The 21,462-nt window shown below is 58.7% G+C and carries 19 protein-coding genes; 4 read left to right on the top strand and 15 right to left on the bottom strand.

What is annotated here, in order from left to right:
• Positions 1-17 precede the first annotated feature (17 nt).
• The 8 genes from KUF73_RS08165 to KUF73_RS08130 all read right to left on the bottom strand — a co-directional run bounded on the left by KUF73_RS08165 (position 18) and on the right by KUF73_RS08130 (position 10,588).
• Positions 18-2,402 carry an RND family transporter gene (locus KUF73_RS08165; protein ID WP_218437529.1) on the bottom strand — a complete coding sequence of 795 codons (2,385 nt, stop codon included), beginning with the start codon at positions 2,400-2,402 and terminating at the stop codon, positions 18-20.
• Positions 2,403-2,430: 28 nt separating this feature from the next.
• On the bottom strand, positions 2,431-3,483 hold the full coding sequence (locus KUF73_RS08160) for a YCF48-related protein (RefSeq protein WP_218437528.1): 1,053 nt from the start codon (positions 3,481-3,483) through the stop codon (positions 2,431-2,433).
• Between the two features lie 588 nt (positions 3,484-4,071).
• Positions 4,072-6,729 carry an aminopeptidase N gene (gene pepN, locus KUF73_RS08155; RefSeq protein WP_218437527.1) on the bottom strand — a complete coding sequence of 886 codons (2,658 nt, stop codon included), beginning with the start codon at positions 6,727-6,729 and terminating at the stop codon, positions 4,072-4,074.
• Positions 6,730-6,739: 10 nt separating this feature from the next.
• Positions 6,740-7,570: a DUF2797 domain-containing protein gene (locus KUF73_RS08150; protein WP_218437526.1), complete on the bottom strand. Its 831-nt coding sequence runs from the start codon at positions 7,568-7,570 to the stop codon at positions 6,740-6,742.
• Positions 7,567-7,827, bottom strand: coding sequence for a YeaC family protein (locus KUF73_RS08145; RefSeq protein WP_218437525.1), 261 nt, complete (start codon positions 7,825-7,827; stop codon positions 7,567-7,569). Before KUF73_RS08145 ends, KUF73_RS08150 begins: the two co-directional genes overlap by 4 nt.
• 33 nt (positions 7,828-7,860) lie before the next feature.
• The gene (locus KUF73_RS08140) at positions 7,861-8,730 is read right to left on the bottom strand and encodes a rhomboid family intramembrane serine protease (protein WP_218437524.1); all 870 of its coding nucleotides are present in this window, start codon (positions 8,728-8,730) and stop codon (positions 7,861-7,863) included.
• On the bottom strand, positions 8,727-9,701 hold the full coding sequence (locus KUF73_RS08135; RefSeq protein WP_371135436.1) for a metallophosphoesterase: 975 nt from the start codon (positions 9,699-9,701) through the stop codon (positions 8,727-8,729). Before KUF73_RS08135 ends, KUF73_RS08140 begins: the two co-directional genes overlap by 4 nt.
• A complete protein-coding gene (locus KUF73_RS08130) occupies positions 9,698-10,588 on the bottom strand; it encodes an NAD(+) kinase (protein WP_034146463.1) in 891 nt (296 codons plus the stop codon). The genes KUF73_RS08135 and KUF73_RS08130 overlap by 4 nt, the downstream gene beginning before the upstream one ends.
• Positions 10,589-10,710: 122 nt before the next feature.
• Between KUF73_RS08130 and KUF73_RS08125 the strand changes: the two genes are divergently transcribed.
• Complete coding sequence (locus KUF73_RS08125) at positions 10,711-11,661, top strand: DUF1853 family protein (RefSeq protein WP_218437522.1); 951 nt, start codon at positions 10,711-10,713, stop codon at positions 11,659-11,661.
• A 98-nt stretch (positions 11,662-11,759) separates the two neighbouring features.
• Here the strand turns inward: KUF73_RS08125 and KUF73_RS08120 are convergent, their stop codons facing one another.
• Both KUF73_RS08120 and KUF73_RS08115 read right to left on the bottom strand, forming a co-directional pair.
• Entirely contained in the window at positions 11,760-13,043 is a 1,284-nt protein-coding gene (locus KUF73_RS08120) for an arsenic transporter (RefSeq protein ID WP_218437521.1), read from the bottom strand.
• Positions 13,044-13,118: 75 nt separating this feature from the next.
• Entirely contained in the window at positions 13,119-14,222 is a 1,104-nt protein-coding gene (locus KUF73_RS08115) for a DUF2855 family protein (protein WP_218437520.1), read from the bottom strand.
• 55 nt (positions 14,223-14,277) lie between these two features.
• Between KUF73_RS08115 and KUF73_RS08110 the strand changes: the two genes are divergently transcribed.
• On the top strand, positions 14,278-14,934 hold the full coding sequence (locus KUF73_RS08110) for a TetR/AcrR family transcriptional regulator (RefSeq protein ID WP_218437519.1): 657 nt from the start codon (positions 14,278-14,280) through the stop codon (positions 14,932-14,934).
• Between the two features lie 9 nt (positions 14,935-14,943).
• On the opposite strand, the gene KUF73_RS08105 is transcribed toward KUF73_RS08110, so the two are convergent.
• On the bottom strand, positions 14,944-15,504 hold the full coding sequence (locus tag KUF73_RS08105) for an NADPH-dependent FMN reductase (RefSeq protein ID WP_218437518.1): 561 nt from the start codon (positions 15,502-15,504) through the stop codon (positions 14,944-14,946).
• Between the two features lie 175 nt (positions 15,505-15,679).
• Between KUF73_RS08105 and KUF73_RS08100 the strand changes: the two genes are divergently transcribed.
• The gene (locus KUF73_RS08100) at positions 15,680-15,904 is read left to right on the top strand and encodes a hypothetical protein (protein WP_218437517.1); all 225 of its coding nucleotides are present in this window, start codon (positions 15,680-15,682) and stop codon (positions 15,902-15,904) included.
• A gap of 88 nt (positions 15,905-15,992) precedes the next feature.
• The gene (locus tag KUF73_RS08095) at positions 15,993-16,886 is read left to right on the top strand and encodes a LysR family transcriptional regulator (protein ID WP_218437516.1); all 894 of its coding nucleotides are present in this window, start codon (positions 15,993-15,995) and stop codon (positions 16,884-16,886) included.
• On the opposite strand, the gene KUF73_RS08090 is transcribed toward KUF73_RS08095, so the two are convergent.
• From KUF73_RS08090 to rnhA, 4 genes are all read right to left on the bottom strand, one after another.
• A complete protein-coding gene (locus KUF73_RS08090) occupies positions 16,852-17,466 on the bottom strand; it encodes a GNAT family N-acetyltransferase (RefSeq protein ID WP_218437515.1) in 615 nt (204 codons plus the stop codon). The two genes, KUF73_RS08095 and KUF73_RS08090, sit on opposite strands and share 35 nt — an antisense overlap.
• Before the next feature lie 14 nt (positions 17,467-17,480).
• Positions 17,481-19,736: an Orn/Lys/Arg decarboxylase N-terminal domain-containing protein gene (locus KUF73_RS08085; protein ID WP_218437514.1), complete on the bottom strand. Its 2,256-nt coding sequence runs from the start codon at positions 19,734-19,736 to the stop codon at positions 17,481-17,483.
• A 241-nt stretch (positions 19,737-19,977) separates the two neighbouring features.
• On the bottom strand, positions 19,978-20,736 hold the full coding sequence (dnaQ, locus tag KUF73_RS08080) for a DNA polymerase III subunit epsilon (protein ID WP_218437513.1): 759 nt from the start codon (positions 20,734-20,736) through the stop codon (positions 19,978-19,980).
• A gap of 210 nt (positions 20,737-20,946) precedes the next feature.
• On the bottom strand, positions 20,947-21,399 hold the full coding sequence (rnhA, locus tag KUF73_RS08075; RefSeq protein ID WP_007944583.1) for a ribonuclease HI: 453 nt from the start codon (positions 21,397-21,399) through the stop codon (positions 20,947-20,949).
• Between the last annotated feature and the right edge of the window lie 63 nt (positions 21,400-21,462).

Below are 21,462 nucleotides of genomic sequence, written 5' to 3'. Positions count from 1 at the left end.
GCTGTTTCAGCCAGGGATCAGTGAGCAAACAACGAATTGCCCTTCTGCCCCGCCAGTTTCTCCGGCTTGATCAGGAACCGCGCCAGTGCTGGCAACAGCCACAGTGCGCCGAACATGTTCCAGAGCAACATGAAGGTCAGCATCAGGCCCATGTCGGCCTGGAACTTGATGGCCGAAAAGATCCAGGTGCACACACCGATGGCCAGGCACAGACCGGTGAACAGGACGGCTTTACCGGTGGATTTCAGCGTCTGGTAGTACGCCTCTTGCAACGGCAGGCCGGCACGCAGGAAGCTTTCCAGACGGCTGTAGATGTAGATGCCGTAGTCCACGCCAATCCCCACCCCAAGCGCCACGACCGGCAGGGTCGCGACTTTCACGCCGATGCCCATGAAGGCCATCAGGGCGTTGCCGAGTACAGAGGTCAGCACCAGCGGCAACACGATGCACAAGGTCGCCGCCCAGGAACGGAAGGTGATCATGCACATGGTGGCGACGCAGATGTACACCAGGATCAGGATGGTCAGTTCGGACTCCTTGATCACCTCGTTGGTGGCTGCCTCGATGCCGGCGTTACCCGCGGCGAGGATGAATTCCAGCCCGTCCTTGTTGTTTTCCTTGGCGAAGTCCTGCACTGCATGCACCGCACGATTCAGGGTTTCGGCCTTGTGATCATTGAGGAACACCAGCACCGGCGCCAATGAACAGCTGTTGTTGTACAGACCGTCGGCCCGGGCAATGGAGTTGTTCAGCACGTCCGGGTTACGCGACAGGGTTTCCCACTTCAGGTTGCCCTCGTTCATGCCCTTGATCATTTGCTTGGACACGGTCACCAGGGAAATCGCCGACTGCACGCCCTCGGTGTTCTGCATCTTCCACATCAGCTCATCAATCGGTGCCATGGCTTCATAGCGCGAGCAACCTTCGGCCTTGGTCTTGACCATCACCACCAACACGTCGGAGCTGGTGGAGTAGTTGCTGATGATGAAGTTGTTGTCCTTGTTGTAGCGCGAATCCGGACGCAGCTCGGGCGCACCTTGATCGAGGTCACCGATTTTCAGGTTCTGGCTGTACCAGAGGCCGCCACCAAAGGCGATCAGCGCCAGCAGAATCGACACTGGTGCGACTTTGGCACTGGCAAAGTTCGCCAGCAGACGCCAGAACGGATGTTCGCGTACCGCATCTTTTTTGCTACGTTCAACCGCACGTTTGCTGATGCCGACGTAGGAAATCGCCACTGGCAGCAGGATCAGGTTGGTGAACACGATCACTGCCACACCGATTGACGCGCCGATAGCCAGTTCGCGGATCACGCCGATATCGATGATCAGTAGCGTAATGAAACCCACCGCATCCGCGAGAATCGCGATCATCCCCGGCAGGAACAGTTGGCGGAAGGTCCGGCGCGCTGCGGTCAGGGCGTTGTCCGCCTCACTGGATTGCAAGGCAATACCGTTGATTTTCTGCACGCCGTGGGAAATACCGATGGCGAAAATCAGGAACGGCACCAGCATCGAGTAGGGATCAAGTCCGAAGCCGAAGAAGTGCATCAAACCTAACTGCCAGACAACCGCCACCAGCGTCGTGCTCAACACTGCCACGGTGCTGCGCATGCAGTTGGTGAACCAGTAGAGCAGGATCAGGGTGATGACGAAGGCGATGCCGAAGAACATCACCACCATCACCAGGCCATCGATCAGATCGCCGACCTTTTTGGCGAAGCCGACGATGTGAATCTTGACGTTAGGGTTCTGTTTTTCAAATTTGTCGCGGATTTTTTCTTCCAGGTCGTGGGAGAACTTCCGATAGTCCAGCGGCAGCAACTTGCCCTGGTCTTGCGGGTCTGGGTAGGACTCCAGCAGCGGGATATCGACGATGCTCGATTTGAAGTCGTTGGACACCAACCGCCCGACCTGCCCGGACTTGAGCACGTTGTTACGCAACGTATCCAGGCTGGCCTGCGATCCGTTGTAACTCTGCGGGATCACTTCACCACCGGCGAAGCCTTCCTCGGTCACTTCGGTCCAGCGCACGCTTGGGCTCCACAGCGATTTCAGGCCGGAACGGTCGACACCGGAAATGTAGAACACCTCGTCGTTGATCTGACGCAGGGTCTCCATGTACTCCTTGAAGAAGATGTCACCGTCGGTGGCTTCCACGGAAATCCGTACGGTGTTGCCCAGGTTCGCCAGATCGTTGCGGTGCTCCATCATCTTTTGAATGAACGGATGCTCAAGCGGAATCATTTTTTCGAAGCTGGTGGAAGGACGGATCAGCGTCGCCTGCCAGAACAGGAAGATGCTGACCAGCAGGCAGATGACGATCACTGCCGGGCGGTTGTTGAAAATCAGGCGTTCAAGAAACGTCGCCTTGTCCTGATGATGAGTGCTCAAGGAAGTCATAGCCCCGCCTTCTTATTATTAACCCGGCTCATTTGCCCAGCTCAGCGCCGTTTGGCGAAGTGGCGCGAACGCCGCCCTGTCCAGCCAAAATCAGATTGCCATTGCCTGCGGCGACCACCGACGAGAGCGAGATACGATCGCGACGGTTGAAGACGCTGAACGTCTCGCCGTTATCGCTGCTGCTGATCACCGAGCCACCGTTGCCGACGATCACGATCGAACCGTCATCGAGCAATGTGCCACCGGACAGGCCGAACTCCAGGTCACCGCGCTCAGCCTTGAGTTCGACTTGCTCCCAGGTGCTACCGAAATCGGTGGAACGATAAAGATTGCCTCGTAGCCCGTACGCCAGCAGCGTATTGGCTTGCGCGGTGCCGATCACACCGAACAGCGAACCTTCATACGGGCCTTCGAGTTTTTCCCAGGTCTGGCCCCAATCGGCAGAGCGGAACATGCTGCCCTGCTCACCAACGATGAACAGCCCGGCATCCTTGACCGCCGTGATCGCGTTGAGGTGGTACTGGTCTTCGTTGTCCAGGCGATCGCTGGCATCTTCCCAGTGCTTGCCGCCGTCGGTGGTTTCCATCAACGAACCGTAAGCGCCCACGGCAAAGCCGCTGTTGACGTCCTTGAACCAGACATCGAGCAGCGGCGATTCGCGTTTCAGATCTTCGAATTGCTTGGTCCAGGTGACGCCGCCGTCCTCGCTGGCGAGGATCTGCGCGTCATGGCCCACGGCCCAGCCGTGCTTGTCATCGACAAAGAACACCGAGGTCAGCAGTTGCCGGGTGGGCACTTTAGCCTGGACCCAGGTCGCACCTTTGTCATCGGAATAAAGAATGTGCCCACGATCCCCGACCGCCACCAGGCGCGGGCCGGCATGCACGACATCGAGTATCAGGCTTTTACTGGCCTTGGCGGACTCAACGGAAAAAACAGTATCGGATGCCGGCGCGTCAGCGGCCAGCACAGGAGCCGACACCACGGCACAACCCAACAGCGAGAGCGCTGTAGCCAGCAACGCGAATTTGCGTAATGCCGGCGGGCGGCAGATACCCACACCCATGACAGGCTCACTCATAGACCTTCCCCCATTATTATTGTTAGGCCGTTCAACCTTTCAGGGCGCCGTAAGGGGAGTCGCAGTGGTTGACAGGTTGGAGCATAGTCCTGAAACCCGCAATCCAGAGCCCCTTCGGAAGCTGGCTTATCCTATCGGTGTTCTTGAAGGGCTGACAATCGACCGCACGTTATGTTTTGTTAACCGGAGGGGGTAAAGCGAGCGGGTGAATGAAAGGGTATTCGGAAGGGTGATTGATCAACGTCCCCCGTAGGAGCTGCCGAAGGCTACGATCTTTTGATCTTGATCTTCTGGAATCCTTGAGACCGCCAAAAACCAAAATCAAAAGATCGCAGCCTTCGGCAGCTCCTACAGGGGATCATCCGAAATTCAGGTCGGCTGTCAGGCCGCCCCCACGCTGCATGTAGGTCGAAGCGAAGCCGACCGGAGGGCAGCGTCCCCGGAGGGATGCCGCAGCGACGGAACGCCGAGCTTTAGCGAGGGGCCGGACGCAAGGGCGAAACCATTAGCGGAGTCACCGCAAAAACGGATATACACCCAAAAAACCAGGAACCTGGTCGGCCCGAAGGCCGCCAAGTTCTACAGCACTCAAGCCAAACTTTTGCTGACCACCTCAAACACATCACTGGACAGCTGCCCCGAAGCCCGAATCCGCTCCAGCTCCCCTTTCATCAATGCCTGACGCGCACCATCGTATTTGCGCCAGCGAGTCAAAGGCGCCAATTGCCGAGAAGCGATCTGCGGATTAAACCCGTTCAGCTCAATCACCAGATCCGCCAGGAAGCGATACCCCGAACCGTCCGCCGCATGGAAGTTGATCAGGTTCTGCCCGGCAAATGCACCGATCAGCGCGCGCACCTTGTTCGGGTTCTTGATGTTGAACGCCGGATGCGCCATCAGCTCACGCACCCGATCCAGCCCACCCGGCAATACACTGCCGGCCTGGACGCTGAACCACTGATCCATGACCAGCGGATTGTCCTTGAAGTGCTCGGCGAAACTGGCCAGCGCCTTGGCTTTCTGCTCTTCGAACGGCGAGTTGACCAGCACGGCCAGTGCGGTCAAACGCTCGGTCATGTTGTCGCACGCATCGAACTGCTCCAGCGTCGCCGCCAAAACCTCAGGCTTGCCGCTGAGCATCAGGTACGACAGCGCAATGTTCTGCAGTGCACGACGGGCGAAATGCTCGGCCTCGGCCACGTATGGCGTTTGCTTCGACAGGTCACGGTTGGCCTGGTAACGCAGCCACAAGCCTTCGAACAACGCGTCCGCCAGTTGCTTACGGGCAAACTCGCGGGCGGTGTGGATCGCGTCGACATCCGCCACTTCGCTGATTTCAGTCAGATAGGCTTCGCTTGGCAGCGACAGCATTTCGGCGACCATCGCCTGATCCAGCGACTCATCGGACAGCACGGTGCGCAGCGCAGAAACCAGACGCTGATCCAGCACCAGCGCTTCGCCTTTCTGTTGCTGTGCGATCAACTCTTGCAGCACCTGTACCGACAATTGCTGGCCGGCATCCCAACGGTTGAAACCGTCACTGTCGTGCTGCATCAGGAACATCAACTGATCGCGGTTGTACGGGAAACTCAGTTTCACCGGTGCAGAGAAACCACGCAGCAACGACGGCAGCGGCTGCTCAGCGATGTCAACGAAGGTGAAGGTCTGCTCGGCTTCGGTCACGGAAATAACCCGAGACGTGCCTTGGGCAACCGCTTCGCCTGATAGACGCAAAGCAACCGCCGCGCCTTTCGAGTCCAGCAGGCCAAGCTCGACCGGGATCACGAACGGCAGTTTTTCAACCTTGTCCGGCGTTTGCGGGCAGCTCTGGCGGAAGGTCAGGCTGTAGGTTTTCGCGGCGGCGTCATAGGCTTCGCTCACCGCCAAACGCGGTGTGCCCGCCTGGCTGTACCAGCGTTTGAATTGGGTCAGGTCAACGCCGTTGGCGTCTTCCATGGCCTTGATGAAGTCGTCGCAGGTCACGGCCTGCCCGTCATGGCGGTCGAAGTACAGATCACTGCCTTTACGGAAGCCTTCGGCACCAAGCAAGGTGTGGATCATGCCGACCACTTCCGAACCCTTTTCGTACACGGTCAGGGTGTAGAAGTTGGAAATTTCGATGAAGCTGTCCGGGCGTACGGCGTGGGCCATCGGACCGGCGTCTTCGGCGAACTGGTGAGTCCGCAGGTACGCCACGTCCTGGATGCGCTTGACCGTGGCCGAGTTCATGTCGGCGGAGAAACCGGAATCACGGAACACCGTGAAACCTTCCTTGAGCGACAGCTGGAACCAGTCGCGGCAGGTCACGCGGTTGCCCGACCAGTTGTGGAAGTATTCGTGAGCGACGATGGCTTCAACCCGCTGGTGCGCGGCGTCGGTAGCGGTTTCGGCCCGGGCCAGCACGGCGCTGGAGTTGAAAATATTGAGGCCCTTGTTTTCCATGGCGCCCATGTTGAAGTCGTTCACGGCGACGATCATGAAGATGTCCAGATCGTATTCGCGACCGTAGACCTCTTCGTCCCAGCGCATGGATTTCTTCAGGCTGTTCATGGCGTGCTGGCACTTGTCGATGTTTTCCGGCTCGACATAAATACGCAGCGCCACGGAGCGCTCGGTCATGGTGGTGAAGGTGTCTTCAACGCACCACAAATCACCGGCCACCAGCGCAAACAGGTACGCCGGCTTCTTGAACGGATCTTCCCAGGTCGCCCAGTGCCGACCATCTTCGCCAGGGCCCGAGGCAATCGGGTTGCCGTTCGACAGCAGCACCGGATAGCTGTGCTGTTCTGCAACCACCGTGGTGGTGAAGGTGCTCATCACGTCCGGGCGGTCGAGGTAATAGGTGATCTTGCGGAAACCTTCGGCCTCGCACTGGGTGCAGAACATCGTGCCGGACTTGTACAGGCCTTCCAGCGCGGTGTTGGTTTCCGGGTGGATCTTGACGCTGGTATCGACTGTGAACGTGGTGCTGGTCGGGTGCAGGGTCAGGTGATTTTCCGTCAACTGGTAGTCGGCAGCGCTCAGTTCGCGGTCGGCCAGGTTGACCGATAGCAGCTCAAGTTGCTGGCCGTCCAGTACCAGCGGCGGCAAGCCTGGGCCACGCTCGGGGTTGCGGCGCATCACCAGTTGCGCATGGACCAGGCTGTGGTCCTCGAACAACTCGAAGGTCAGGTGCGTTTCGTCGATCAGGTACTCAGGTGCCTGATAGTCCTTGAGATAGATCATCTTCGGTTGTTCGGTGCGCATGCTGGAGTCCTTACTGATGCACGGCGAGCTGGTAGGCCGTGTATTTACGAATATTGATCACGCCAGTGTCGAAGATCAGGTATTGGCCCTTGATCCCCATCAGCGTGCCCTCGGCAATCGGCTGTTTGTCCAGGTTGAAGCTGACAATCTTTGCCGGGTATTGCTCGACCGGGAAGCGGATTTCGAGTGGTTCGACATCAGCAATCGTCTGGATTGCCTGTAGGCCGAATCGCTCCTGCAACCCTTGCAGGCCTTCGGCGCAGCTGTCGAACAACTGGTCGCGAACCTGTGCCAGGTCCACCGGCACCGCATCGCCCTTGAGCAAGGCACGCCAGTTGGTCTTGTCCGCCACCTGGCTACGGAACAGGTCTTCGACGAAGCCTGACTGTTGCCGGGTCGAGACACGCATGATCGGCAACGCCTGACTGGCGCCTTGATCGATCCAGCGGGTCGGCAACTGGGTGGCGCGGGTAATACCGACCTTCACCCCCGACGAATTGGACAAGTACACGATGTGGTCAGTCATGCAGAACTTCTCGCCCCATTCCGGCTCGCGGCAAGTGCCGGCGTCGTAGTGGCAGCGTTCCGGGCTCATGATGCACACGTCGCACTGAGCCAGTTTGGTCATGCACGGGTAGCAGTAGCCCTGGCTGAAACTGGTTTTGGTCTTGCGTCCGCAATGGGTGCAGTGGATCGCCCCCAGGTACTCCAGGCGAATCGTGGTGCCGATCAATGGATTGACCGGAACCTCGACGTCATCCAGACGAAATGCGTATTGCACATTCGGCCCGTCCAGGCGCGCCGACATTTTGCTGATTGCACCGCGGCCAATCTCGATCAATGGATGGCATCCGACTTGAACAGGATATTGGGCACTTGAATCGATTTGGAACTGCATTCCTGCGGGCCCATGTAACCCGTACGTTCTTCTTCAGGCAGGTTCTGGATTTCCCAGGCAATCATCGCTTGCAGCGACAGCTCGCGCTGTTCGGCGCTGAGCTTGCCACCGTCGGACCATTTACCGATTTCCACCGCCAGTTTCAGGCTCTCGTAGATGTCCGGGGTGATGTTTTGGATCATTTCGTTAAAAGAGGACATTGGGTCTCCGCGCTCTCTATAGACATAACTTTTTCAGGCGGCCAGTTTACGGCGGTTGTACAAACCACCCAACAAACCGGTCAAGCATCCGACGAGCAACCCGCCGACGTGCGCCGCGTTGGCAATTTCACCGAAGCCGATCATCGAGACCAACCCGGACAAACACAGCAGCAACCACACCAGCATCATCACCAACACCCCACGGGGCAGCCGATAAGCGGCGTTCGGCGACAACAACTGGAAGATCCAGCAATGCCCCAGCAGGCCGTACAGCACGCCCGACAACCCGCCAAACAGGGTCGGGCCGCTGAATGCAAATTGGGCGTAGTTGGACACGAGGCTGAACAGCAAGGTCAGTCCGATCAGGTTCACAGTGCCCTGACGCGACTCAATGCGCCGCCCCAGCTCCCAGTACCACATGCCGTTCATGGCCAGGTGCAGGATGCCGAAATGGATCAACATCGGTGTTACCAGTCGCCACCACTGCCCCGCCGCCAGGCTGTCGGCCAGTGGCACAAAGTGGATGTACTCACCGACGACGTGGTAATCGAGGAAGGTCAGCCAGCGCATGGTGTCGAGGTTGTCGCCCAGCAGCGTCACGGCACCGACGAGCACACTCAGTAACAGCACCAATGCCGTGCCTTTCGCATGCCGGGCCTGCTCGGCGAAGCTCGGCCGGCGAACCGTTCGGGCCTCCGGAATGGCCAGTTGCTCATCGGGATCACCCAGCGGAAAACGTTCGTACAACACGCGGACGTCTTCGCTGATGTTCGAAGGCACCCACAGCACTTGCTCACCGGACTCTTCACTGACCCGATGCGGCACCTGCATGCGTTGCAGCAACTTGACGAACCCACTCAAATCCACCGCCAGCGGCAGGCGCAATACGGCGACAGTCGTCATTGCAGCACCTCAGGGCGTTCGACATCGACCCAGACAAATTTGTGTGGGTCGAGACGGGTTTCCTGGTCAAGGCGATAGGCGACAAGCTTGCCATAGAGCACCGCGCTGTAATCCAGGCACGCCAGGTTCGGGCGAATCGGTGCGGGTTTGCCGCTGCGCCAGTAGTGGCCGACGAACAGCAATGGCTCGTCGCTACCGTAGCGCAGCAAGTTGTTTTTCTCGGTTGATGACAGCGGCGTTCGGGCCACCGGGTCAGGCAAGGCGTCGGGCTGGAACACGATGTCTCCGTAGGTTTGCGGGTCGTCTTCCCAGAACTTTGTACGGAAGAACGAACGTGTCAGGCCATCGCCGCTGGTCATGGTCAGCCCATGGGGCAAGCGCATATCGGTGCCACGCAGCAGGCGGTCGAACACGGTGCAGGCAAAGCTGCCCGGTGTCGCCGAGGTCTGGAGGAAGTGCTCGTCCACGCAGCCATCGGGAAACAGTGCCCGCAGCGGCTCGATCAGGCCGGCGTCCCAACAGGCGTGCACCACCCGGAAGCGCCCGGCGTCAACAAACAGCGGCAGCTCATAGAACCACTGCTGGAAGTCATGCCAGTCCGCCGGATGATTTTCGAACTGAGTCAGAGTTTCGTGCAGCAAACGGGCATGGCGCGGGGTGTGTTCGCGCACGAACTGCTTGCCGCTTCCGGGCAGTGCCGGCGTGCTCCAGCCCAACGCGTTGAATTCATGGTTGCCCATGATGCACAACGCCTGACCGGCCTCGACCATGTCGTGGACGATGTGCAGCGCCTCGCGAATCCGCGGGCCGCGGTCGATGATGTCGCCGACGAACACCGCCATGCGCGAGGCATGGCGCCAGACGCCACCTTGTTTGTGATAACCGAGCCGGTCGAGCAGGTGCTCAAGGGTCAAAGCGCAACCGTGCACGTCACCGATCAGGTCGTAGCTACGCGCGGGATCGAGCATCAGTCGCCTCCACCCCCCAACTTACTGCCCCAGCCAAGCTTGGTCCGGCAGACTTCATAGTAGTTGTGGTCGAGCGGATGGATCAGCCGCAACTTCTGGGCTTTTTTACTGACGGTAATGGTGTCACCGGGCGCACAGGTAAAGTGGTTCTGCCCGTCACACGAGACTTGCGGATAGATCTGCATATCCTTGGACACGACGATTTTCAGCTCACTGTTGCCATCGACCACAATCGGCCTGCCCGACAAGGTATGGGGGTACATCGGCACAATCACAATAGCGTCGAGCTTGGGATGCATGATCGGACCGCCAGCCGACAGCGCATAAGCGGTCGAACCGGTGGGCGTGGCGACGATCAGGCCATCAGCCTTCTGGCTGCAGACGAACTGACCGTCGATGTACAGCTCGAACTCGATCATTCGCGTGGATTTGCCGGGGTGCAGCACCACGTCGTTCAGCGCATCGCCCTGACCAATGGCTTCGGCGTGGCGTCGGACTTCGGCTTGCAGCAGGAAGCGGTTCTCCACCAGATAATGGCCGTCGAGCACTTCAGCGACCTTGACTTCCAGCTCATCAGGGCGGATGTCGGTCAGGAACCCCAGGCTGCCCCGGTTGATGCCGAGCACCGGAATATTGTGTTTGGCCAGGGCACGGGCCGCCCCAAGCAGACTGCCATCACCGCCGACCACAATGACCATGTCACAGACTTCGCCAAGCATCTTGCGCGACGAGGTTTGCAGGCCATGGCCCGGCAAGACTTCGGCAATGGTGTCTTCGAGGATCACGTGCAGGTGACGATCGAGCAGAAAGCGTTTCAGTCGGCGGACGGTATCCAGCACCTGAGAACTGCCTAAGCGTCCGATGATGCCGATATTACGAAATTGCTCCATGGGGCTCCTAACAGGACTGGGCGTCTGCGACGGCGAAAAGCACGATTATGGGCGAAAGCGCGGCATAGACAAAATCCTTTCAGCCACAAGGATGTACTCCTGTTTGAGGCTATGCTCGCAAGATGATCCTATTTCCAGATTTATTGCAGTTACCCCACCAGTTGCGCCATCCCGAAGTGCGCGACCTGGCCTGGGTCATCCTCGCGCCGCCGATGCTCGCCGAGACCCCGTGGCCGCAACGCCATCCACTGGCCGGCAGCGACTGGGTGCAGGCCCCGGAACGCCTGGAACACTGGCTGCGGCAGCTGGATCGGGACAGTTATGGCTTGTTGCATTGGCTGGCGCAGGCCCGCACCCGACGCCTGGGCTTGTACTACGAACGACTGTGGCAATTTGCCGTGCAGCATGCGCCTGGTATCGAGTTGATCGCCGCCAACATGCCGATTCGCCGCGAAGGCCACACCTTGGGCGAGCTGGACATGCTGCTGCGTGATCGCGACGGCGTGCATCACCTGGAGCTGGCGATCAAACTTTACCTCGGCCCGCAGAACGGCGATGGACACGACGCCTCACAGTGGCTCGGTCCGGGCTGCCATGATCGGCTGGATCGAAAACTGACGCACTTGAGCCAGCATCAATTGCCCATTTCCGCGCGCCCGGAGAGCCGGGAAGTGTTGGCCGCGCTGGATATCCGTGAGTTCAGCGCGCATTTGTGGCTGGGCGGTTATTTGCTTTATCCGTGGCCTGGGCAAGCCGCGCCACCGAGCGGCGCGCATCCGCAGCATCTGCGCGGGAGCTGGCTGCATCAGAAGGACTGGAAGGAATTTGTCCTGCAACGCCCGCCCGGTCGCTGGCAACCCCTGCCCCGCCACGCCTGGCTCGCGCCAGCGCATTACCCGGCCGAGCAGGCGTGGAGCGTTGAACAGTTGAGCGATTGGTTGAACGATCTCGATCCCCTGGCACCGGCGCAATTGCTGGTGCGACTGACGGAAAACCCCCAAGGCGAGTGGGAAGAAGCCGAACGGCTGTTTCTGGTGGCGGATCTTTGGCCGAATGTGCCGGGAAGTGGCTGAACCATCCCCTGTAGGAGCTGCCGAAGGCTGCGATCTTTTGACTTTAAAAGATCAGGATCAAAAGATCGCAGCCTTCGGCAGCTCCTACATGAACAAGATTAAATGGATAACCGCATCGCCAACGCCGCCAACGTCACCAACAACACCGGCACCGTCAACACAATTCCGACCTTGAAGTAATACCCCCAGCCAATCCGGATATTCTTGCGCTCCAGCACATGCAGCCACAGCAACGTCGCCAGACTGCCAATCGGGGTGATTTTTGGTCCCAGGTCGCTGCCAATGACGTTGGCGTAGATCATCGCCTCCTTCACAACGCCCGTCGCTTGACTGGCATCGATGGACAGCAAGCCGATCAACACCGTCGGCAGGTTGTTCATGATCGACGACAACAACGCCGTCAGCACCCCCGTACCGATCGCCGCGCCCCAAATGCCGTAGTTGGCAAATCCGTTCAGCCATCCCGCCAGATAACCGGTGAGCCCGGCATTGCGCAGGCCGTAGACCACCAGATACATGCCCAGCGAGAAAATAACGATGTGCCACGGGGCTTCTTTCATCACTTTACGCGTGGAAATCTTGTGCCCACGGGCGGCGATGGCCAACAGCAAAGCCGCGCACACCGCCGAGATCGCACTGATCGGAATGCCCAATGGTTCCAGGGCAAAACAACCGAGCAACAGAATCACCAACACCGCCCAGCCGGCATAGAACGTTGCCTTGTCATGGATCGCGGTTTCGGGATGTTCCAGTTGTTCGGGGTCGTAGCCCTTGGGAATGTCGCGTCGAAAAAACCACATCAGCACCGCCAGGGTCGCGGCAACGCTGACCAGGTTGACCGGGATCATCACTGCGGCGTAGCGGTTGAAACCAATGTGGAAGAAGTCCGCTGAAACGATGTTCACCAGGTTCGAGACCACTAATGGCAGGCTCGCGGTGTCGGCGATAAACCCCGCGCCCATCACAAACGCGAGGGTTGCCGCCGGCGAAAAACGCAATGCCAGCAACATGGAAATCACGATAGGCGTGAGAATCAGCGCCGCGCCATCATTGGCGAATAACGCCGAGACCAGCGCCCCCAGCAACACCATATAGGCAAACAACTTGCGCCCGCTGCCTCGCCCCCAACGGGCGACATGCAGCGCCGCCCAGGCGAACAGCCCCGCCTCATCCAGCAACAGACTGATGATGATCAACGCGACAAAGGTGCCGGTGGCGTTCCAGATGATTTGCCACACCAACGGGATGTCACTCAGGTGCACCACGCCGAAAATCAACGCCAGCACGGCACCGAATACCGCGCTCCAGCCAACGCCGAGGCCTTTGGGCTGCCAGATCACCAGGGTGATGGTCAGCAAGAAAATCAGTGACGCTACGAGCATTCAGGGCGACCTTCAAAAGCATTTGGAAACGTTGAACAAACGGTGCCGGCCCTTTTTACTCGCAGCATCGTCTCATCACAAGCGAATCACATGCCCCTCGACTGGCGCGACCTGCCCGTGAAACAGCCGGGAGATAACCGTTTGCGCTGCTTCGTAACCCTGGCTCTCCACCACTTGCAACAAGGGCTTCTCAGGGGCCGTTACTTTCTGGAAAAACTGCAGCAAGCCCTGACCGATATGCTCACTCACCCCTTGAGGCCCCCAATCGGCATTGCGCTTACGGATCTGGATCGGCGCGAAAAAGAATACCGGCTGCGGCCCCTCGATAGCCGTCAACCTTGCCTCATGGGTGCTTTGCGCAGAACCGGCGAAGCAACTGTAGATCAACTGCCCGGCAAAATGCCGGTGTACCCGGTCACGTAAATCCAGGTCGCCGGAGAAATCCACATACAGCACAGGACGATCATTGGCCAGGTTTGCCAGTTCCGCGTATGTCACCGTGCGTTCATAACAATCGAGGGTTTCGACAAACGCCTTGTTGCCGGCAGAAGTCAGCGCCACCCTTTCAAGCCCCGGATGATTCCCCAGGCAGACTGCGGTGCCATACGCCGTTTTGCTCGAAGCGCTGGAAAACACCAGCCGGGTTGCACCGAAGAATTGTTTATCCTGGAGGAAGTCGGCGAGCATTGAAGAAGTCAAAAACAGGGGTTTGAGTAAAATCTGCAGGTTTTCGGTGTCGGGACTGTAGTACTCATCCCAAGTGCAGCGGGTGTACTGGTTGTAGGCCGAGGTCAGCCCCAGTCGATGCTCGGCAGCGTCGTAGAAACCGCGCTCAGTGACCCGCTCCGGTCGCATCCAGAGATGGCTGGCAATCGGAAAATACCCGTAGAAGCGCTCCCCAACCTTGATACCCGGCACTTGCGACGCCACCACATCGGCAAAACCCCAGGCCGGAACGTGGCCCCATTCCGCCTGCCCAGTAGGAAAAAATCCCCAGTAGTTCATCGAATTGCCATAGGCGGCGTAGGTAATGTTATTGGTCGTCAGCGCACAACGATCAATCTTCAGAATCACCTCTCCAGCGGCCGCAACCAGGCTTCGTTGCTCCTGAACGATCCGGCTTTTATCCAGGGCGTTTTTACGGGTAATCAGGCGTGTTACCGTGCTCAAACTTTGCATCCTTGAGTCTCCTGCTGCGACAGCGTGGCGGGTTGCACCAGAGTAAGGGCCGTCGATGAAGAGCGGGTTCGGAAACAACAAGGGCGACGCGCCCACTCTCAATCCCCGTGCAAAGCCGCTGAAACGGCCGAGTCAGGCCCGGGCGGTTTTCACGGTTGAGGCGATTTACCAGGCTTTTGTTCGGATTTGGCATCGTAACGGCTGGACCGGGCTGACCACCCGCGATGTGGCGCTGGAAGCAGGTGTCGCGATTGGCACGCTGTACGATTACTTCCCAAGCAAGGAAGCGCTGCTGTCCGGTTACATCCGTCATCGTCTGGATGCCTTGTTACAGCAAATAGATGAATTCGTCGTACAGGCAGATGTGGATTGGCCGACCCGAATCAAACGCCTTGTACGCCTGACCTGCGATCCCGACGATGCCCGTCAGCCGCTGTTCAATCACGCTGTGTCGCTCATTGAGCACCAGATCGCCGAGCCCAAGCACCATCGACGCGTGTTCGACGAGCTGTCGCAAAAATGGCGCGAAGCCTTGGCTGCCTGTACCGACCTGCCTGCGCAACCCTCGCAAACAACTATCGATGCCTGGGTGATCATGGCCTGGGGTGGCCGTCGCTATTGCGTGACTGCACAACCTGCGGCGGCACAAACCGCCGCATGGCTGTCAGAAGTGGAAACGATGATTTGTAGCCGATTGGCAAGCAATTGGTAATCCGCAGCATTAAACCTTTTTATGCTGCTCGACAAACTGCCCATATGCATTGATGAAGCTCTGCAGAAACGGCTTGACCGACTCGGACAACTTGCCCGCCTCGTCGAACGCCGAGCCGGCACCACCCAGATAGGCTTCCGGCTGCTGCATCAGCGGCACATTGAGAAACACCATGGACTGGCGCAAGTGATGGTTTGCACCAAAGCCGCCGATAGCGCCCGGTGAAGCGCTGATCACCGCTCCCGGCTTGCCATTCCAGGCACTTTTACCATACGGACGCGAACCGACGTCGATCGCATTCTTCATCGGCGCCGGCACCGAACGGTTGTATTCCGGGGTCACAAACAGCACCGCGTCGGATGAACTCACTTGTTGTCGGAAAGTGCTGTAGGCTGCCGGCGGTGAAGCTCCATCGATGTCTTCGTTGTACAGCGGCAGATCGCCGATTTCGACGATAGTGAGCTTGAGATTGGCAGGCGCCAGATCGGCCAGTGCCAGCGCGATCTTGCGATTGATCGATTCCTTTCTCAAGCTGCCGACCAGGACGGCGATCGTATAGACGTTGCTCATGGAAGATTCTCGACTGTCCGATGGAAAGAGCTTGTAGTTATAGATGACGATTCAAGCAGTGGGCGACCGAAAATGCCGTCCCTGACTATTTTTTTCCTGTAGGAAAACTTACCGAGCTCAACCACGGTCTATCCAACCGCACATTGAGTGATTTATCTCCAGAGGTTCTAAGCAGATGGCAGCAGTACTCGTCGGTCAGTTCCATGCAAGAGACGCGGAAGGCCGCATTTATTCCGTTCATGAGTTCCAGGAATCCACCCCGCCAGAAGGTCTCGCACCCGCGACCACTTATAAGCTGGCCATTGGCGACCGCGTGAACAAGCTGGATGAAAACGAATTTCTTCTGGTGCAATCGGGTGTAACCATCATCCGTGAACCGGTATCAAACGTCGTTTCATAACTCGATGTTATGAGCAGAAGTCATATGCGCAGACTTGGGTTAGGATTCAGCCACTGACTCCCTCACCTGCTGAACATGGACTTCACGCATGCGCTTACGCCATATCGAAGTGATCCAGGCGCTCCTGCAGACCGGTCACCTGGGCACCGCCGCCGAATGGCTGCAGTTGCCGGTGGCCGAGGTCGAGCGCATTTTGCGCGACGCTGAGGATCAGTTGGGTTTCATGCTGTTCTCCAGCGTACGCGGGCGCTTGCAGGCCACGCGTGAGGCGCGGGAGTTACAAGTCGAAATCGCCCGTGTCTACGATGCGCTCGAACCGGTGCAGCGCCTGGCCAACAGCCTCAGGCAATACCTGGCACCGCCACTTCGCATCATCTGCACCCCTCCCCTGGCCCAGCAATTGCTGCCACAAAGCATTGCAGCCCTGCGTCGTCGGCTGCCCGACGCGCCTTGCACCTTGCTGAGCCAACCGACCCGCGACATCGTCAGGAGCCTGCTGCTGCGCGAAAGCGATTTGGGCTTGAGCCTGCATGATCCGGATCACGCCGACATTCATTGCCAGGTGATCGCCCAAGGCAAACTGCAACTGCTGGCGCCCCACGGCTGGCTGCAACCGAAGCAAAAGTACATTTCACTACAGGATCTGGCGGGGCAAGCGATGGTCGGCCTCGAAGGTCATGACCCGCTCAGCCCGGCACTGGAAAACAAACTGCACGCCCTGCGCCCGGCGCCAGTGATTCAAACCCGAGTCCAGACTCACCAGATGATGCGCAGCATGGTCGAGGCTGGAGAAGGCCTGGCCATCGTCGACCCCTTCACTGCCCTCGGTGCCAAGTCGGCCGGGCTCGACGCCTGTCCGTTAGCGCCAGCGGTGCCGGTCAGTCTCTACGCACTCAGTCTGGAAAACGGCGAGCCCTCGCCCGCCGTTCAAACATTGCTGGCGATCATTACGGAACAAGCCGCGGCGATGTTGGCGAGCTGATCGGGCTTTCCAGCGGGTTATCGAACAGTCGATACCAGAACAGTGCCACCTCGGCAGTGTTCGGATCGATGCCCCGATAGCGAAGATGATCGATGCCGCCAATCACGTAGCCACACCGTTCGTACAGCCGACAGGCGCCCAGGTTATTGTTCTGGGTTTCCAGCATGATGCCTGGCAGCTTTTTCTTGCGGCTCCAGAACTGCGCCACGTCCAGCAGCGCCTTGGCCACGCCATGTCGCCGCGCCGGGGCATGCACCGCCAGTTCGTCGATATGGGCAAAGCCGTTCCAGTTGGTGCTGACCACCAGATGGCCGACAGGCTCATCATCCAGGTACGCCATGAAGATCGCACTGTCGGCAGCATCGCGAAAACTGCTGAACTCCTCGGGATCGATGCCGTAGCACTTTCGATAGGGGGTGATCGGCGTGACCGACCACTGCTCCACCGGCTGGCCTATTTCGGGAGCACCGTAGGCAGCGACTTCAAAACTGAAATCACTGCCCCAGATATAGGCGGCAAAACCTTCGTCGGCGACTCGCACCGACAGCCCTGGATAAATTGGATTTATAACCGGTTGCATACTGGGAAAGGTCCTCATTCCTTGATGCAATCGACGGTGTAGTGCCGTCCATTGCCCTCATCTTCGTGTTGCAAGCCGTGCACATCGGCGACAAACCCGGGGAAGCTGCTATCGAATGTGCGAGCAAACGCCAGGTAGTCGTTGATCGAGCGTGTCGACTCGGTAAAGCGCTCGCCGGGCATGATCAACGGAATGCCCGGCGGGTATGGCACCAACATCACGGCAGCGATACGCCCATCCAGAGCATCGATCGATACCGCCTCAACTTCGCCACGCACCAATTGATCATAGGCGTCAGCCGGCTTCATGGCGATTTCCGGCAGCACCGTGTACATGCGCTTGAGATGTTTGGCTGTGGCATTACTGCGATAGCAGGCGTGCAACTGGTCGCACAGGTCACGCAAGCCCATGCCCTGATAACGCGCGACATTCTGTTGCGCCACGCAGGGCAGGCAGGTCGCCAGACTGACGTTGGCGTCATAGCTGCGCTTGAACTCCAGCAGCTCGGTGAGCAGCGTGCTCCATTTGCCTTTTGTGATGCCCATGGAGAACAGCACCAGGAACGAATACAGCCCGGTCTTTTCGACCACCAGCCCACGTTCCCAGAGGAATTTGCTGACCACGGCCGCCGGTATTCCATGCTCACTGAGCGCGCCGCCTGCCGTCAGGCCTGGCATCACCAGAGTGACTTTGATCGGGTCGAGTAACACGTAGTCATCGGTCACACCGCCAAAGCCGTGCCAGTCAGCCTCCGGTTGCAGGAGCCAGTCCTGCGTGGCGACCCTGTCGATGCCTTCCACCGAAGGCGGCTGCCAGATCGAAAACCACCAGTCATCGGCGGCGATGTGCTGACGCAGATTAGCCAGTGCCCGGCGAAAACTCAGGGCCTCGTCGAACATTTCCTGCAACAGCGAACGCCCGGCCGGGCCTTCCATCATCGCCGAAGCGACATCCAGCGAAGCGATGATGCCGTACTGCGGCGACGTGGAGATGTGCATCATGAATGCTTCGTTGAAGCGATCACGATCCAGCTGCCGCGCGCCACCGTCCTGCACATGAATCATCGACGCCTGACTGAACGCCGCCAGCAATTTGTGGGTGGAATGGGTGGTGAACACCAGCGGGCCATCTTCACTGCGGGACGTGCCCATGCCGTAACGGCCGGCGAAAAACTCATGGAACGCCGCATAGGCGTACCAGGCCTCGTCGAAGTGCAACACCTCAACGCTATTGCCCAGTTGCTGTTTGATCAGCTCGGCGTTGTAGCAGAGGCCGTCGTAGGTCGAATTGGTCACCACCGCGAGTTTGACCTTGGGCGCACGGCCCTTGGTCAGCGGGCTGGCATCGATCTTCGACTGAATGGATTCGCGGCTGAACTCGCTCAGCGGAATCGGGCCGATGATCCCCAGTTCGTTGCGCTCCGGGCACAGGTACAGCGGGATCGCGCCGGTCATGATGATCGAGTGCAACACCGACTTGTGGCAGTTGCGATCCACCAGCACCAGGTCATCGCGGGCGACCATGGAATGCCAGACAATCTTGTTGGCGGTCGAGGTGCCGTTGATCACAAAGAAGGTGTGATCGGCACCGAAGTTACGGGCCGCACGGGCTTCTGCTTCGGCCAGCGGTCCAGTGTGATCCAGCAGTGAGCCGAGCTCCGGCACCGACACGGACAAATCCGAACGCAGGGTGTTTTCGCCGAAGAACTGGTGAAACGCCTGCCCTACCGGACTTTTGTGATACGCCACGCCACCTCCATGACCGGGAGTGTGCCATGAATAATTTGAGTCAGCGGTGTGCTGCACGAGTGCCTTGAAGAACGGCGGCAACAGGCCGTCGAGGTATTTGCGCGCCGCACGAGCCACCTGACGGGCGAGAAAAGGCACCGTATCTTCGAACAGATAAAGAATTCCGCGCAGCTGATTGAGCTCGGCCATGGCATCGGCGGGAGCGTTTTCCAGGGTCACCTGCTCGCCCAAGGCAAAGATCGGCAGATCCGGCGCACGCACTCGCGCCAGCCCGATCAGCTCGGCCATATTCTGTAACAAATGAGAATGGGCACTGGCGTCTTCCGCCGCAATTAACATGCACGAAAGGCCGTGATGCGTTGAAGCTACCAGGCGCCCTTCGGTGTAATCCACGGCCGAAACAATGCTGAAACCTTCCTGTTCCAGTTCCCGCGCTATACCCCGCACGCGGTCACCGGCAACGGTGTCGGCCTTAATGTCGCGGTGGACGATCAGGACCGGAAATTTCAAATCTTTGTACATGAGGCTCAGTGTCCTGAGGCGGCAGACCAGAGCCTGCCAATAACCTCAGGGTAGAGGGTTGGAACGGATGTGGCGAGTGTTGTGCCCTGAAATGGGTCATCGATTGCCCAGTTCAAAGGCAGAACACACTCCATGTAGGAGCTGCCGCAGGCTGCGATCTTTTGATCTGGTTCTTGATTTCAGTGTTTTCAGAAAAACCAAGATCAAAAGATCGCAGCCTTCGGCAGCTCCTACAGTGTGTTTACGCCTGGGCTTCGGCTTCAGCCAGTTGCAACCACAGCGCCGGGGCGCCGGCGGATTTGCTGATGATTTCCAGACGTACTGCATGCTGGGCCAGATCGTCTTCGCTGGCGCGAATGACCCGCGTCGGCTGGCGGTCAACAGGCAGGCGGCGGATTTCAGTGGCGGAGTTATCGGCGCCCTCACCGGAACCGTTGCCATCGGACGCATTACCGGCCAGTGACAGGCTGGTCTGGCCGCCGGTCATGGTCAGGTAAACGTCGGCAAGAATCTCGGAGTCGAGCAAGGCGCCGTGCAATTCACGGCCTGAGTTGTCGACGCCATAACGTTTGCACAACGCATCGAGGCTGTTGCGCTGCCCCGGGTGACGTTCCCGGGCCATCATCAGGGTGTCGAGGATCGAGCAGTGCTGCGTGATATCCGCGCGCTCGTGCTGCCCCATCAGGGCAAATTCGTTGTTGATGAAGCCAACGTCGAACGCCGCGTTATGGATGATCAGCTGCGCGCCCTTGATGAATTCGAAGAACTCATCGGCCACTTCGGTGAAACGCGGCTTGCCCACCAGGAATTCATTGGTGATGCCGTGGACGCCAATGGCGCCTTCGTCACTTTCACGGTCCGGTTGCAGGTAAACGTGAAAATGCCGTCCGGTCAGGCGCCGACCGATCAACTCGACACAACCGATTTCGATAATCCGGTGGCCGTCTGTCACCGGCATGCCGGTGGTTTCGGTGTCGAGTACAACAGATCTGGTGGCCATCTAGTGCTCAGCTCTCAATCGGTGAATCGTGCAAAAGCGGCGATGTTACCACCATCGCTGGCCATGAACACGGCCACTGCAGGAGCTGCCGCAGGCTGCGAACTTTTGATCTGGCTCTTGATCTTCAGCGCATTCAAAAAGAACAAGATAAAAAGATCGCAGCCTTCGGCAGCTCCTACATGGGATGTGTTTCAGGTATTGGAATTAGGGTCAGGCTTGCTTGAACCCACGCACTTCGTCCACGCCACGGTTGGCCAGTTGGTCGGCCCGTTCGTTGCCGTGATGGCCGATGTGCCCGCGCACCCACTTCCAGGTGACGTTATGGCGATTGACCTGCTCGTCGAGCAACTTCCACAGGTCAGCATTTTTAACCGGTTCTTTCGCGGCGGTTTTCCAGCCGCGTTTTTTCCAGTTGTCCATCCACTCGTTTATACCTTTCATCACGTACTGGGAGTCGGTCACCAGCAGCACGTCGCAAGAACGCTTGAGCTCTTCCAAGCCACGGATTGCGCCCATCAACTCCATGCGATTGTTGGTGGTGTTGGCTTCGCCGCCCCAGAGTTCTTTTTCAACGCCTTTGCACACCAGCAATGCGCCCCAGCCGCCAGGGCCAGGGTTGCCCTTGCAGGCGCCGTCGGTGAAAAGTTCTACGCTATCGCTCATGCCAATCTATCCAGAAAATGCGGTGGCTCATCGATCGGTGATCGACGACGCCCGAGACCGGGG

This window comes from Pseudomonas sp. PD9R (assembly GCF_019200975.1).
Taxonomy (GTDB): Bacteria; Pseudomonadota; Gammaproteobacteria; order Pseudomonadales; family Pseudomonadaceae; genus Aquipseudomonas.
Note: the sequence above shows the minus strand (reverse complement) of the source record. Positions and strands in the feature narration are given on the sequence as shown.

Bases quoted from the DNA above. Each gene is read 5' to 3' on its own strand.
- KUF73_RS08165 (WP_218437529.1), bottom strand. From the start codon at position 2,402: ATGACTTCCTTGAGCACTCATCATCAGGACAAGGCGACGTTTCTTGAA.
- KUF73_RS08160 (WP_218437528.1), bottom strand. From the start codon at position 3,483: ATGAGTGAGCCTGTCATGGGTGTGGGTATCTGCCGCCCGCCGGCATTA.
- pepN (WP_218437527.1), bottom strand. From the start codon at position 6,729: ATGCGCACCGAACAACCGAAGATGATCTATCTCAAGGACTATCAGGCA.
- KUF73_RS08145 (WP_218437525.1), bottom strand. From the start codon at position 7,827: ATGTCCTCTTTTAACGAAATGATCCAAAACATCACCCCGGACATCTAC.
- KUF73_RS08140 (WP_218437524.1), bottom strand. From the start codon at position 8,730: ATGACGACTGTCGCCGTATTGCGCCTGCCGCTGGCGGTGGATTTGAGT.
- KUF73_RS08130 (WP_034146463.1), bottom strand. From the start codon at position 10,588: ATGGAGCAATTTCGTAATATCGGCATCATCGGACGCTTAGGCAGTTCT.
- KUF73_RS08125 (WP_218437522.1), top strand. From the start codon at position 10,711: ATGATCCTATTTCCAGATTTATTGCAGTTACCCCACCAGTTGCGCCAT.
- KUF73_RS08120 (WP_218437521.1), bottom strand. From the start codon at position 13,043: ATGCTCGTAGCGTCACTGATTTTCTTGCTGACCATCACCCTGGTGATC.
- KUF73_RS08115 (WP_218437520.1), bottom strand. From the start codon at position 14,222: ATGCAAAGTTTGAGCACGGTAACACGCCTGATTACCCGTAAAAACGCC.
- KUF73_RS08110 (WP_218437519.1), top strand. From the start codon at position 14,278: ATGAAGAGCGGGTTCGGAAACAACAAGGGCGACGCGCCCACTCTCAAT.
- KUF73_RS08105 (WP_218437518.1), bottom strand. From the start codon at position 15,504: ATGAGCAACGTCTATACGATCGCCGTCCTGGTCGGCAGCTTGAGAAAG.
- KUF73_RS08100 (WP_218437517.1), top strand. From the start codon at position 15,680: ATGGCAGCAGTACTCGTCGGTCAGTTCCATGCAAGAGACGCGGAAGGC.
- KUF73_RS08095 (WP_218437516.1), top strand. From the start codon at position 15,993: ATGCGCTTACGCCATATCGAAGTGATCCAGGCGCTCCTGCAGACCGGT.
- KUF73_RS08090 (WP_218437515.1), bottom strand. From the start codon at position 17,466: ATGCAACCGGTTATAAATCCAATTTATCCAGGGCTGTCGGTGCGAGTC.
- KUF73_RS08085 (WP_218437514.1), bottom strand. From the start codon at position 19,736: ATGTACAAAGATTTGAAATTTCCGGTCCTGATCGTCCACCGCGACATT.
- dnaQ (WP_218437513.1), bottom strand. From the start codon at position 20,736: ATGGCCACCAGATCTGTTGTACTCGACACCGAAACCACCGGCATGCCG.
- rnhA (WP_007944583.1), bottom strand. From the start codon at position 21,399: ATGAGCGATAGCGTAGAACTTTTCACCGACGGCGCCTGCAAGGGCAAC.